This is a genomic window from Amycolatopsis xylanica (genome assembly GCF_900107045.1).
Taxonomy (GTDB): Bacteria; Actinomycetota; Actinomycetes; order Mycobacteriales; family Pseudonocardiaceae; genus Amycolatopsis; species Amycolatopsis xylanica.
Genome location: NZ_FNON01000002.1, coordinates 694,735 through 707,516, shown reverse-complemented (window position 1 = coordinate 707,516; position 12,782 = coordinate 694,735). Strand labels below are relative to the sequence as shown.

The 12,782-nt window shown below is 69.4% G+C and carries 13 protein-coding genes; 6 read left to right on the top strand and 7 right to left on the bottom strand.

Annotated features, from left to right (window positions below):
* Positions 1 to 27 precede the first annotated feature (27 nt).
* Positions 28 to 1,527: an aldehyde dehydrogenase family protein gene (locus tag BLV57_RS11115; protein ID WP_091288552.1), complete on the top strand. Its 1,500-nt coding sequence runs from the start codon at positions 28 to 30 to the stop codon at positions 1,525 to 1,527.
* A gap of 1 nt (position 1,528) precedes the next feature.
* Here the strand turns inward: BLV57_RS11115 and lysA are convergent, their stop codons facing one another.
* The 3 genes from lysA to BLV57_RS11100 all read right to left on the bottom strand — a co-directional run bounded on the left by lysA (position 1,529) and on the right by BLV57_RS11100 (position 4,975).
* Positions 1,529 to 2,815 carry a diaminopimelate decarboxylase gene (lysA, locus tag BLV57_RS11110; protein ID WP_091288551.1) on the bottom strand — a complete coding sequence of 429 codons (1,287 nt, stop codon included), beginning with the start codon at positions 2,813 to 2,815 and terminating at the stop codon, positions 1,529 to 1,531.
* Between the two features lie 112 nt (positions 2,816 to 2,927).
* Positions 2,928 to 3,653 (bottom strand): LPXTG cell wall anchor domain-containing protein, encoded by a 726-nt coding sequence (locus BLV57_RS11105; protein WP_091288550.1) that lies wholly within the window; start codon positions 3,651 to 3,653, stop codon positions 2,928 to 2,930.
* Entirely contained in the window at positions 3,650 to 4,975 is a 1,326-nt protein-coding gene (locus BLV57_RS11100) for a prenyltransferase/squalene oxidase repeat-containing protein (protein WP_091288549.1), read from the bottom strand. Before BLV57_RS11100 ends, BLV57_RS11105 begins: the two co-directional genes overlap by 4 nt.
* Positions 4,976 to 5,071: 96 nt before the next feature.
* Between BLV57_RS11100 and BLV57_RS11095 the strand changes: the two genes are divergently transcribed.
* The 5 genes from BLV57_RS11095 (at position 5,072) to infA (ending at position 8,738) form a co-directional block, all read left to right on the top strand.
* Positions 5,072 to 5,965, top strand: a complete 894-nt coding sequence (locus BLV57_RS11095; RefSeq protein WP_091288548.1) for a Gfo/Idh/MocA family protein — start codon at positions 5,072 to 5,074, stop codon at positions 5,963 to 5,965.
* Between the two features lie 238 nt (positions 5,966 to 6,203).
* Positions 6,204 to 6,857, top strand: coding sequence for a VanZ family protein (locus tag BLV57_RS11090; protein ID WP_091288547.1), 654 nt, complete (start codon positions 6,204 to 6,206; stop codon positions 6,855 to 6,857).
* A gap of 158 nt (positions 6,858 to 7,015) precedes the next feature.
* Entirely contained in the window at positions 7,016 to 7,768 is a 753-nt protein-coding gene (locus tag BLV57_RS11085; protein ID WP_091288546.1) for a GNAT family N-acetyltransferase, read from the top strand.
* Between the two features lie 61 nt (positions 7,769 to 7,829).
* Complete coding sequence (locus BLV57_RS11080) at positions 7,830 to 8,333, top strand: DinB family protein (RefSeq protein ID WP_281244404.1); 504 nt, start codon at positions 7,830 to 7,832, stop codon at positions 8,331 to 8,333.
* A gap of 183 nt (positions 8,334 to 8,516) precedes the next feature.
* Entirely contained in the window at positions 8,517 to 8,738 is a 222-nt protein-coding gene (gene infA, locus BLV57_RS11075; protein WP_091288545.1) for a translation initiation factor IF-1, read from the top strand.
* 206 nt (positions 8,739 to 8,944) lie between these two features.
* Here the strand turns inward: infA and arfB are convergent, their stop codons facing one another.
* The 4 genes from arfB to purF are packed head-to-tail and all read right to left on the bottom strand — an operon-like array spanning position 8,945 to position 12,700.
* Complete coding sequence (arfB, locus tag BLV57_RS11070; protein WP_091288544.1) at positions 8,945 to 9,361, bottom strand: alternative ribosome rescue aminoacyl-tRNA hydrolase ArfB; 417 nt, start codon at positions 9,359 to 9,361, stop codon at positions 8,945 to 8,947.
* 25 nt (positions 9,362 to 9,386) lie between these two features.
* Positions 9,387 to 10,025, bottom strand: a complete 639-nt coding sequence (locus BLV57_RS11065; RefSeq protein ID WP_091288543.1) for a hypothetical protein — start codon at positions 10,023 to 10,025, stop codon at positions 9,387 to 9,389.
* Between the two features lie 37 nt (positions 10,026 to 10,062).
* A complete protein-coding gene (purM, locus tag BLV57_RS11060; RefSeq protein WP_091288542.1) occupies positions 10,063 to 11,133 on the bottom strand; it encodes a phosphoribosylformylglycinamidine cyclo-ligase in 1,071 nt (356 codons plus the stop codon).
* Between the two features lie 28 nt (positions 11,134 to 11,161).
* Positions 11,162 to 12,700: an amidophosphoribosyltransferase gene (purF, locus tag BLV57_RS11055; protein ID WP_091288541.1), complete on the bottom strand. Its 1,539-nt coding sequence runs from the start codon at positions 12,698 to 12,700 to the stop codon at positions 11,162 to 11,164.
* Positions 12,701 to 12,782: the final 82 nt, after the last annotated feature.

Here is a 12,782-nt window from a genome sequence, read left to right as displayed (position 1 = left end):
TGGCAGCCGAGACCACGGGAGACGCCGATGACCGCCGTCCAGCCGAAGCCGAGCAGCAGCGTCGGTGAGACCTTCGACTCGCTCAGCCCCGCGACCGACGAGGTGGTCGGCACCTATCCGGTGCACACCGCCGCCGAGGTCGAAGCCGCCATCGCGCGAGCGCGCGCGGCAGCGGCCTGGTGGGCCTCGCTCGGCTTCGACGGCCGCGCCGAACGGCTGCGCCGCTGGAAGGGCGTGATCACCCGCAGGCTGCCCCAGCTGTGCCAGGTCGTCCGCGACGAGACCGGCAAGCCGCTCGCGGACGCCCAGCTCGAAGCCGTGCTCGGCATCGAGCACATCGCCTGGGCCGGCAAGCACGCGCGCAAGGTGCTCGGCAAGCAGCGCCGGTCGGCAGGCCTGCTGATGTCGAACCAGGCCGCGACCGTCGAGTACCAGCCGCTGGGCGTGGTCGGCGTGATCGGCCCGTGGAACTACCCGGTCTTCACCCCGCTCGGCTCGATCGCCTACGCGCTCGCCGCGGGCAACGCCGTCGTCTTCAAGCCGAGCGAATACACGCCTGGTGTCGGCAAATGGCTGGTCGACGCCTTCGCCGAGGTCGTCCCCGAGCACCCGGTGCTCCAGCTGATCACCGGCTTCGGCGAGACCGGCGCGGCGCTCGTCGGCGCGGGCGTCGACAAGATCGCCTTCACCGGCTCGACCGCGACCGGCAAGAAGATCATGGCCGCGGCCGCCGCGACGCTGACCCCGGTCATCATCGAGGCAGGCGGCAAGGACCCGGTGCTCGTCGACGCGGACGCCGACCTCGACGCCGCCGCCGACGCGACCGTCTGGGGCGCGTTCTCGAACTCCGGCCAGACCTGCATCGGCGTGGAACGCGTCTACGTCCACGAAAAGGTCCACGACGAGTTCGTCGCCAAGGTCGTCGAGAAGTCCCGCGACGTCCGCGCCGGCTCGGACGTCGAGGCCAAGTACGGCCCGGTCACCATGCCCTCGCAGATCGCGGTCATCAAGCGCCACATCGAAGACGCCCTTTCCCGCGGCGGCAAGGCGGTGCTCGGCGGCGTCGAATCGGTCGGCGACCGGTACGTCCAGCCGACCGTGCTGGTCGACGTGCCCGAGGATTCCGAAGCGGTGCAAGAAGAGACCTTCGGCCCGACGGTCACCATCGCCAAGGTCCGCGACATGGACGAGGCGGTCGACCGCGCCAACAACACGCGCTACGGCCTCGGCTCCACGGTCTTCTCGAAGGCGCGCGGCCTCGAACTCGCCGGTCGCCTGCGCTCCGGCATGACCTCGATCAACGCCCCGCTTTCGTTCGCCGGTATCGCCTCACTGCCGTTCGGTGGCGTCGGCGATTCGGGCTTCGGCCGGATCCACGGCCCGGAGGGCCTGCGCGAGTTCGCCCGTTCGAAGGCCATCGCGCGCCAGAAGTACAAGGCCCCGATGACGCTGACTTCGTTCTCCCGCAAGGAATCCACGGACGCGCTGGTGGCGAAGCTGATCACGATCCTGCACGGCAAGCGCTGAGTCAGCCGAGGTCGCGGGCGAACAGGTCCTCTTCGGTCTCGCGGCGCACCAGCATGGTCGCGACACCGTCGCGGACGCCGACCAGCGGCGGGCGGCCGACGAGGTTGTAGTTCGAGGCCAGCGAGTGGTGATAGGCGCCGGTGCACGGGACCGCCAGCAGGTCACCAGGGTGGATGTCGTCCGGCAGCAGCAGGTCGGCGAGCACGTCACCCGACTCGCAGTGTCGGCCGACGACGCTCATCGGCCGCCGCGGTGCGCGCGAATGCCTGCCGACGAGCCGCGCGGTGTACTTCGCGCCGTACAAGGAAGGCCGGGGATTGTCGCTCATGCCGCCGTCGACGGCGACGAACGTCTTGCTGCCACGCTTGACCGCGCACACCCGGTAGACCGTCATCCCGGCCGGGCCGACGATCGCGCGCCCCGGCTCGATCGTCAAGCGGGGCAAGGGAAAGTCGCGCGTCGAGCACTCGTAGGCGAGCGCGACCCGCAGGCGCCGCGCGTAGCCGTCGAGGTCGAAATCGGTGTCGCCAGGCAGGTACGGGACGGCGTGGCCGCCACCGAGGTCGAGCTCGCGCAGGGTGACGCCGTAGGCCGTGCGGACACCGGCGAGCACGTCGACCATCCGGCGGGCCGCCTCCTCGTATCTGTCCACACGCGACACTTGCGAGCCGATGTGGCAATGCAGGCCCACCAAGGAAAGGCTGGGCTGCGCGAGCACGGCGCTGACCGCCGCGGCCAGGTTGTCGCGAACGCCGTCCAGCAACGAGAAGCCGAACTTCTGCCCCTCGGTGCCGGTGGTGATGGCCGCGTGCGTGTCGGCCTGGACGCCGGGCGTCACGCGGATCATCACCTGCTGGCGGCCGTGCGCGAGCGCGCCGAGCTGCTCGATCTCGTCGAGCGAGTCGAGCACGATCCGGCGGACACCGTATTCGAGTGCGGCCTTGAGGTCTTCCGGTGTCTTCGCGTTGCCGTGCAACAGGATGCGCTCGGCGGGGAAGCCGACGGACCTGGCCGCGGCGATCTCGCCCGCCGAACAGGTGTCGAGCGAAAGCCCCTCTTCGGCGACCCAGCGCAGCACCGACCGCGTGCACAGGGCCTTGCTGGCGAACGCGACTTCGGCGTCGGGCAGCGCCGCGCGGTACGCACGGGCCCGCGACCGGACTTCTTCCTCATCGATCAGATAGAGCGGCGTGCCGAACCGGGCCGCGAGGTGACTGATCGGCACGCCCGCGAATTGGGCTTCTTCGTGGCCGAAATCGAGACTGGGCAATAGCTCGCTGAGCGTCATGCAGCCAGCACAGCGCGCGGAACGCCCGCCGGCCGTCTTGCCAACGTTTCGCTGACGCCCCGGCGGCCCCCGCTGACGCGTCCTTTACGCGCGAGTAACCCCCGTCACGCGCTCAGTACGGCACGCGCTTGCGTCGCCAGGCGAAGAAGGCGCCCGCGCCGCCGAGCACGGCCGCGCCCGCGACCAGGGCCCACGGGAAGTCGGCGGACTCCGCGGGCTTGGCCTGGGCTTCCGCCTGCCGTGACCCGCTCGGCGTATCCCCGCCGATCGCCGGTTCGGAGGCGGAGGGCGACGGCGGCACGCCGCCCGGAGACGGCGCCGCCGAACCCGCGGGCCCGGCTTGCGGCTTCGGCACCGGAACGCCGTTGCCCTGGCCGTGCTCCTGCGAACGCGCGGTCGATGGCGGATTGCCGTTCTGGACAGGCCGCGAAGGCGTGAACCGCGGCGCCGTCTTGCCGAACGACCAGCCTTCGAAGGTGCCCAGCGGCGGCATCGAGGAGGTCGGGCCGCGCTGGCTCAAGTTCCAGGCTTCGCCGTTGTAGGCGTTCCAATACGACCACTGGCCGCCCTCGCAGGTCGACGGCTTGCCCTGCAGGCGGCAGACGCCCGACTCCAGCGTGACGACGGTGATGCCCGCGTTCTGCAGCGCGGCCAGCCCGCTGCGTTGCACACCCGGCGCGCAGCGGACCAGTACCTCACCGCCGAGGTCGCGGAAGTCGACGACGACACTCACGCCGTCGTCGGTCTTGCAGTATCCGGCCGTGCTCGCCGACGCGGGTGCCGCAGGGGCGAGTGCGAACAGCACCCCGGCGGCGGCGAGCAGATGGGCGATCCTCATTGCGGTAGTCGCCTCCTGGTGAGCAGGACGAGCGCGGTGCCGGAGCCGAGCAGCGCCAGCCCGACGAGCAGGCCTGCCGGCGCGGAGAATCCGGTGTCGGCCAGGTTCGGCGAGCCGGTGCTCGAGGTGTCCGTCGAGGTCGTCGTGCTGGTGGTGGTCGTGCTGGACGTGGTCTCGGTCGGCGACGACGTGGTGGTCTCTGTCTGCTCCGCCGGGAGGACGAGCGCCGGAGCGGTGTGCCCCAGCCCGGTCTTGGTCAGCGCGAGGACGGCGCGTGCGGTCCACTGACGCCACTCGGCGCGTGCGTCGGCGGTGATCTCGCCGTCTCGCGCGTTCGCCACGCCGCTGTCGAACGCGGCCTTGTTGAACGCGATCGCGCCGAGATCGCCGGACAGCTTCGCGGTGTCCTTGGTGACCTGCATACCGGCGACCCAATCGGCCGCCCGCTCCGCGCCCTCGCCCTTGCCCGCGACCCACAAGGCCTGCCCTGCGAGGCCGGTGGCGACCGCGTTCAGGTCCTTGGTGTCCTTGAAACCACCGGTCGCGTCCTGCGTGGTCAGCAGGTACGTGGCGGGTTTCTCCACCTCATCCGGCTTGAAGGCTTCGTGCAGCGCCTGAGTCGCCAGTGCGGTCGTGGCCGCGTCGGAGTGTTCGTCCGGACCGCATTCGGGCTTGTCGTCGCCGCCGAGCCGGAATCCTCCGTCGGCGCACTGCTGCCGCCGCAGGAACTCGATCGCCCGGCGAGAGGGCACCTGCTCGGCCTTGGTGAGCCCGATGATCGCGAGCGCCTGCTCGGCGTTGGTGCTGGACTTGCCGTATTTGCCGTCGAGGCTCGGGCCCTCGGCATTGGGAACGGTCAGCATCAGCTTGTCGAGTTCCGCGATCAGGTCGACACCGCCGAACTCCGTGGGCTTGTCGGCCGCGATCAGCGCCTTGGCGATCGCGCCCGTGACGCGTGCGTCCTCCGGTCCGATGAAGGACTTGACCCCGGCGGGCAGCGCGGCGGCGATCTTGCCGACGGCCTCGGTCTCGGTGCCGGTCGCCCGGAACGCGAGCAGCGTGTCGATGGTGACGTCCCAGTCGGTCGCACCTGCTTTGCCGGGCAGGGTGTTCTCGACCAGCGCGCCCAGCTTCTTGGGATTCGCTTTGTCGAAGGCGGCGACGTCGGCCGCCGTGGCGAGCTGGCCAGCCAGCCAGTGCGTGGCCGCGTACATCTCCTTGCCGTGTGGCGTCGGCTCCGCGTCCGCGGCGAAGGCCGAACCGGTGAAGACCAGCGATGCGCTCGCGGCCGCGACGAGCGATCGGCGCAAGGCCGTCGTCATGAAACCCCCACTGTGCGTGCCTGACTCAGCGCACAGACGGTAACCCAGTCAGGTGAGGTGCGGAAGGCCGCCGGGTCCGCAAATAGACTCCCCGCCGTGGACACCCCGTTGCGCGTTGGCCTTGTCGGTGCCGGACCTTGGGCGAAGCTCATCCATGCCCCCGGCCTGGCCGATCATCCGGGCACCAAGCTGGCCGCGGTCTGGACGCGACGGCCGGAGCCTGCCAAGGAGCTCGCGGACAACTACGGCGCGGTGGCCGCCGGCAGTTTCGATGAGCTGCTGGACCAGGTCGACGCCGTGGCGTTCGCGGTGCCGCCGTCCGTGCAGGCCGAGCTGGGCGTCCAAGCCGCGCGGGCGGGGAAGCACCTCATCCTGGAGAAGCCGATCGCGCCCGATCTGGCCTCCGCCGAGCGCCTCGCCGACGCCGTGGCCGAGGCGGGGGTGGCCTCGCTGGTGGTGCTGACGTTGCGTTTCGCCGCCATCACCCGTGAGTGGCTCACCGACATCGCCGCATTGGGTGAGTGGCGGGGCGGGACCGCGCGCTGGCTGTCGGGCGCGCTGCTCGGCGGTGTTTACGAGGGCTCTCAGTGGCGGACAGACGAGGGCGCGCTCGCCGACATCGGGCCGCACGCGTTCGACCTGCTCGACGCCGCGCTCGGCGAGATCACCAGTGTGCTGGCCGCGCATGTCACCGAAGACGACCTTTGGCAGGTCCTGTTCGAGCACGACGGCGGGGCCACCAGCACGGCGACGCTCTCCCTGCGCCTGCCCATCGACCCGACGATCGTCGAGCTCAGCGTCTACGGCGAACATGGGTACCGCTCGCTGGGACGCAAGCCAGGCTCGGCGCTTGAATCGTATGTCGCGCTGCTCGACGATTTCGCCGCGATGGCGGCTAGCCAAACCACGGAACACCCCTGTGACGTGCGACGCGGCCTGCACATCCAGCGGCTCATTCACCAAGCGCGAACCCTCGCCAACGCGGAGTAGTACACAGGTCTCACAAACGGGAAACCGTTTACGCACAAGGGTTTCCACCTGCGGGCAGCAACTTGTCCACAGGGTTGTCCACAGCGTCCACTGTGGACGGTAGCGGCCCCACTGAACCATGGCAGCGACACGCGCGCGAATCGAGAATCACCGAATAGTGGAGCTCGTTCAACGCGCAGAGTTGATCTTGCCGTGCCTAAGGTTGATCTTGAAAACGCAACCTGGGAAAGGGGGTCGCGTGGGGGATTTGCTGCGAAATTTCGGGGCGATGATCCCGCTGACGATCATCGCCGTTCCATACGCATTGATCGCCTGGCCACTTTTGACAGCGGCACGGAGGCGGAAAAGAGAGCCCGACGCGAAGCTCACGGCGGCCATGGACGTCACCATCTGCCTGGTTTCCGTGCTGGTGCTCGTGCTGGTGATGATGCCCGTCGCGGGCTCGCGCACCAGCACCTTGCATTTGACCCCGGGCGCGGACATGGCGACCGCGTTCGGCGATGGCGGTTCGTTCTGGCAGGTGGGCGGCAATCTGCTGATGCTCAGCCCGCTGGGGATGATCCTGCCGTTCCGGGTGCGGTTCCTGCGGTCGGTGGGGCGGATCGCAGTAGCCGCGCTCGTGCTGTCCATGCTGGTCGAGGCGATGCAGTACGTCCTGCACGCCGGCCGGGTGACCGCGACGGACGACGTCATCCTCAACGCGCTCGGCGCGACCATGGGTGCCGCGATCGCCCGCCCGTGGTGGCTGCGTCCGCGGCTGGTCATCCCGGTGCAGACCCGGCGCGTGTGCGAGGCCCCGATCCAGCTGCGGGTGCCGAGGTCGGTGTGGGAGCCGACGTGCTTCCGCGTCGTCGAGGCGCACCCGCTCGCCAATGGCCCGGCGCGGCTATGAAACTCACTCGATAAAACCATTTGCCTCCGCATGACATGATGGGCTCACCTTCGGACAACAGGGGAATGCCTCATGCCTGACGCCTCCTAGCGGCGTCATCGCGACGCCACCACGTCGACCTGAGCTTTCCTCCTGCCCGAAAGGTTTCCAGACTTATCATGTCCGCTGTTCAGTCCTACATGCGTATCACCGCGGCCAACGCCCGCGAAACCGAGCGGATCGGGCCGTTTCTGGCCACTTTCTCCAGGGAATCGGCCAATCCGTTCCTGAACTACGCCATTCCCGATGACGGCGCCGTCCCCACGCCCGCCGACGTGGACGGGCTCACCGAGGCCTACCGCGAGCGGGGCCTGATCCCGCGCCTGGAGTTCCTCGGTGAGTCGATGCCGCGGGTCGAGCCGGTCGTGCTCGCCGCCGGTTACCAGCTCGAACGGCGGGTCCCGTTGATGATCTGCCCGCGTGACGAGCTCGTCGCGCAGCCGGTCGCCGCGGGCTTCGAGCTGCTCACCCCCGAAACCGACGAGGAATACCTCGCCATGATGGGTGCGCAGAGCGAGGCCTTCGACGACCCCGACCCAATCACACCGGAGTCGCTCGCCGGACGCCGCAAGATGGTCGCCGACGGCGGCCTCGCCGTGCTCGCCCGGCACATCGAGTCGGGGGAAGGCGCGGGCGGCGGCCTGGCGACGCCGATGACCGACGGCACCATCGAGGTCGCCGGCTTCGGCGTCCGCGCGAAGTTCCGGCGGCAGGGTCTCGCGGCCGCGCTGACCGAGTACATCACCCGTGCGGCGTACGAACAGGGAGCGCGCACCGTGTTCCTGACCCCGGCCGGGGTCCCGGAGGAGCGGATCTACGCGAAGGTCGGCTTCCGGCCGGCGGGTAGCTTCGTGAACCTGCGCCTCGAGTAGTGAATTCCGACGTGAGGGCCTCCCGACCCGGGAGGCCCTCACGTCTTCGAAAGGGAGAGCCGTGACCGAACGACCCGATCCGCCGCGCCTGGGTGACGAGCGCGAGACGTTGCGCGTGTTCCTCGACTTCCATCGCGCCACGCTCGCGATGAAGTGCGAGGGGCTCAGCGACGAAGACCTGCGCAAGCAGTCGATGCCGCCGTCGACGTTGAGCCTGCTCGGGCTGGTGCGCCACATGGCCGAGGTCGAGCGGAACTGGTTTCGGCGCGTCCTCAACTCCGAGGACATCGAGCACGTCTGGTCGGACAACCGCGACTTCCAGGCGGCCTACGACGCCTCGAACTCCACCCGCGAGGAGGCCTTCACCGCGTGGCAGACCGAGGTCGAGCACGCGCGCCGCATCGAGCGGGAGGCCGAGTCACTCGACGTCAGCAAGTACTTCGCCAGGTGGGAGGAGGAAGTCTCGCTGCGGTTCGTGATGCTGCACATGATCCACGAGTACGCCCGCCACAACGGCCACGCCGACTTCCTGCGCGAAGGTGTCGACGGCGTCACCGGCGCCTGAGCAAATTCGGTGGACGCCCGCCAGGCCGCGCCGCTACGGTTCCGGCGACCGTGACTCGACACCGGGAGGTGAGACCCATGAACGCTGTTTCGATGTGGGTGCTCTCCTCGTCGTCACGGTCGGGCGACTGACGTAGGGGTTGCCGGGAGCGCCTCGATCAGGCACTCCCGAAAGGTGACCACCATGCCAGGTAATGGCGGCATCGAAGTCGAAGGAACCGTGCTCGAATGCCTTCGCGACGCCAAGTTCAAGGTCGAGCTGCAGAACGGGCACCACGTGCTCGCCCACGTCAGCGGCAAGATCAGGAAGAACTACATCAAGATCGTGCCGTACGACCGCGTCTTGGTCGAGCTGAGCCCGTACGACCTCACCCGGGGCCGCATCCTGTTCCGCTATCGCAACTAGCTTCCGCCGAGAGGTGAGGCGCGAGTGGTACCTCTGCTGCGTTGGATGCAGCAGAGGTACCACTCGCTCGCGCGGTCGCATCGGCTCACCGGAAATAAGTCCCGCTATATCCGTTTTGCCGGTGTCGGCGATGAAACACGGGCGGCCCTTGTCACGCTAGAGGTGACAAGGGCCGCCCTTGTCACGTCGAGCGAGCGCGACGGGGGCTAGTCGTCGTAGCGGCCGCCGCGGCCTTTTTTGACGTCGCTGCGGCGTTTCTTCGAGGCGAGGCGGCGTTCCTTCGAGCCACGGGACGGCTTGGTGGGGCGCCGCTTCGGCGGCGGTGGTGAGGAGGCCTCGGTGAGGATCACGGCCAGCCGTTCGCGGGCGGCCTCGCGGTTCATCAGCTGGGAGCGGTGCTCGCTGGCGGCGATCGTCAGCACGCCGTCGACGAGCCTGCCGCCGAGGCGTTCGACGATGCGGGCGCGCAGGTTCTCCGGGATCGAGGTGGACGCGGCGACGTCGAAGGACAGCTCGACGCGGGAATCGGTGGTGTTGACGCCCTGCCCGCCGGGGCCGGATGAGCGGGAAAAGCGCTCGCTGAGCTCGGCGCCCGGTACGACGAACCGGGAACCGACCACCACATCAGACGGAGACGCTGCCACCCGATCATTGTGACAGCGCCGGCGAAGAAGCGATGCCGATTAACCGGTCGATGCTGAGCGGCGGCCTCGGCCTGGTCACCACGCCGTCCACCGCGCGCGTCGAAAGCCGCACCGAAACGATGTGGTCGCCGACCCGCCTGACCACGAGGAACTCGTCGTCGCTTTGGTACGCGACCAGATGCGAACCATCCGGCAGCAGGATGGTCTCGCACCGGTATGCGCGGTGGTACTGCTCGCAGCTAGCGGTCCAGGGCGTCGGCAGCGTGACGCCGATGTCGAGGATGGCCGTGCCGAGCTGGTCGGTCAGCTTCGCGTGCAGCTCATAAGCGTTGTCAGACCTTACGAAGCGGTCCTGCCCGCTCGCGGCCACACCGCTCGGAAGGTGGTCGGCCAGCCTGAAGGCTTCCGAAAGCTGTCGCTCGCGAGGGCTCTGCGCGACGACCTGCTCGGGCGCACGCGTTGCCACGAGCACGGCCGAAACCGCCACCGCGATGACCGAAAGAGCAGCTCCGCCCATCGTGAGCAGCCGCCTGCCCCGAGACCTCAAGGCACTGCCCTCGGCGAGCACCGCGGCGGCGTCGATCCGCAACCAGGGTTCGACGCGGACCGCGGTGTCGAGCAGTGCCTTGAGGTCGCGGTCCACGCCTTCTAGTACGAGGCAGGACCGCGATCCGTTGTCATCAGAACCGAGGGTGGTCCCCGGACAGCACCGCGCGCGGGCCGTCGGGGTCTTCGGCGGGACGGACGTCGCCGAGGATCCACGCTGGCATGTGGCGCGCGGTCAGCATCGCGAGCGCGCGGTCGACGTCCTCGGGCGCGACGATCGCGACCATGCCGACGCCCATGTTGAAGGTCTTCTCCAGCTCGGCACGCTCGACCTTGCCGCGGTGGCCGATCAGCGCGAACACCGGCGCAGGCGTCCACGTGCCGCGGTCGAGCGCGGCGACCAGGCCACGCGGCATGACGCGGGCGAGGTTCGCTTCGAGGCCGCCGCCGGTGATGTGCGAGAAGGTGCGGACCTCGGCCTCGGCGGCCAGCGCCAGGCAGTCCTTCGCGTAGATCTTGGTCGGCTCCAGCAGCTCCTCGCCCAGCGAGCGGCCGAACTCCTCGACGTGCCCGTCGAGCGGCATCCGCGCGATCTCCAGCAGCACGTGCCTGGCCAGCGAGTAGCCGTTGGAGTGCAGGCCGGACGAGCCGAGCGCGATCACCACGTCGCCGGGGCGGACCTTGTCCGGCCCGAGCAGCTGCGACTGCTCGACCACGCCGACACCGGTCGCCGACAGGTCGTAGTCGTGCTCGCCCATCAGGCCGGGGTGCTCGGCCGTCTCGCCGCCGAGCAGCGCGCAGCCCGCCTGGACACAGCCTTCGGCGATCCCGCCGACCAGCGCGGCGATCTTCTCGGGGACGACCTTGCCGACCGCGATGTAGTCCTGCAGGAACAGCGGCTCGGCGCCGGTCACCACGAGGTCGTCGACCACCATGGCGACCAGGTCGATGCCGACCGTGTCGTGCTTGTCGAGCGCCTGCGCGACCGCGATCTTGGTGCCGACGCCGTCGGTCGACGACGCGAGCACCGGCTCCTTCCAGCGGTCGAGCTTCAGCGAGAACAGACCGGCGAAACCGCCGACGCCGCCGAGCACCTCGGGGCGGGTGGCCCGCTCCGCATGCGGTTTCAGCAGCTCAACGGCTTGGTCACCGGCGTCGATGCTGACGCCGGCGGCGGCATACGTCGCGCTCGTGGACTCGCTCACGGGAAGCGCACTCCAAACATAGAAGAGGTCATGGACGGCGAATTGCGTCCTCAGCACCGTACCCGGCAGGGGAGACAGGCTTCGCCGCGCCATTGACCGCGTCGAGGCTTTCCAGGAGGTGCTTGCCGATCAGGGCGTCCTCGGGCAGCTCGATCGGGTATTCGCCGGAGAAGCACGCCGTGCACAGCCGCGACTTGGGCTGCTCCGACGCCGCGACCAGGCCTTCGAGCGAGACGTAGCCGAGCGAGTCCGCGCCGATCGAGCGGCGGATGCCGTCGAGGTCGACGCCGTTCGCCACCAGTTCGGCGCGCGACGCGAAGTCGATGCCGTAGAAACACGGCCAGCGCACGGGCGGCGAGGCGATGCGGACGTGGACCTCGAGCGCGCCGGCTTCACGCAGCATGCGCACCAGCGCGCGCTGGGTGTTGCCGCGCACGATCGAGTCGTCCACCACGACCAGCCGCTTGCCGCGGATCACGTCGCGCAGCGGGTTCAGCTTCAGCCGGATGCCCAGCTGGCGGATGGTCTGCGACGGCTGGATGAAGGTGCGCCCGACGTAGGCGTTCTTCACCAGGCCGGTGCCGTAGGGAATGCCGGAGCCCTGCGCGTAGCCGATGGCGGCCGGGGTGCCCGACTCCGGCACCGGCATCACCAGGTCACCGTCGCACGGGTGCTCCTTTGCCAGCCTCCGGCCGATCTCGACGCGCGTGGCGTGCACGCTGCGGCCCGCGATCGTGGTGTCGGGGCGGGCGAGGTAGACGTACTCGAACACGCAGCCCTTGGGCTCCGGGTTCGCGAAGCGGGTGGAGCGCAGGCCTTCGGCGTCGATCGCGATCAGCTCGCCCGGCTCGACCTCGCGCACGAACGAGGCGCCGACGATGTCGAGCCCCGCCGTCTCGCTCGAGACGACCCAGCCACGCTCGAGGCGGCCGAGCACCAGCGGGTGCACCCCGTGCGGGTCGCGCGCCGCGTACAGCGTGTTCTCGTCGGAGAACACCAGGCAGAACGCGCCGCGCAGCGTCGGCAGCAGCTCCAGCGCGGCGGCTTCGATGCCCTTGTCCGCCGCGGCCGCGGCGAGCAGCCCGCAGACCAGGTCGGAGTCACTCGACGAGCCGGTGAGCCCGGCGTGCGGCTTGATGCCCGCGTCGAGCGTGCGCTGGCGCAGCTCGGCCGTGTTGACCAGGTTCCCGTTGTGCGCGAACGACAGTCCGCTGCCGGTGGCCGTGGTGCGGAAGATCGGCTGGGCGTTCTCCCAGATCGTCGCGCCGGTGGTCGAGTAGCGGCAGTGGCCGACGGCGATGTGGCCCTGCAGCGACTGCAGGATCTGCTCGTCGAACACCTGGCTGACCAGCCCGAGGTCCTTGAAGACCACGATCTGCGTGCCGTCGGAGACGGAGATGCCCGCTGCCTCCTGCCCGCGGTGTTGCAGGGCGTAGAGGCCGTAGTAGGTCAGCTTGGCGACTTCTTCACCAGGCGCCCAGACACCGAACACACCGCATTCTTCACGGGGCTCCGGGTCGGGTTCGTCGATTGCGGGCTGTCCAGTGTGTGACTGGTCGGAAACCACCGAGGTGCTCCCAGGAAGAAGAGGGCAGGCCGCGTCAAGTGTAAACGGTCTTGACATGAGTCAGGCCCCGCGCGACGTGGTG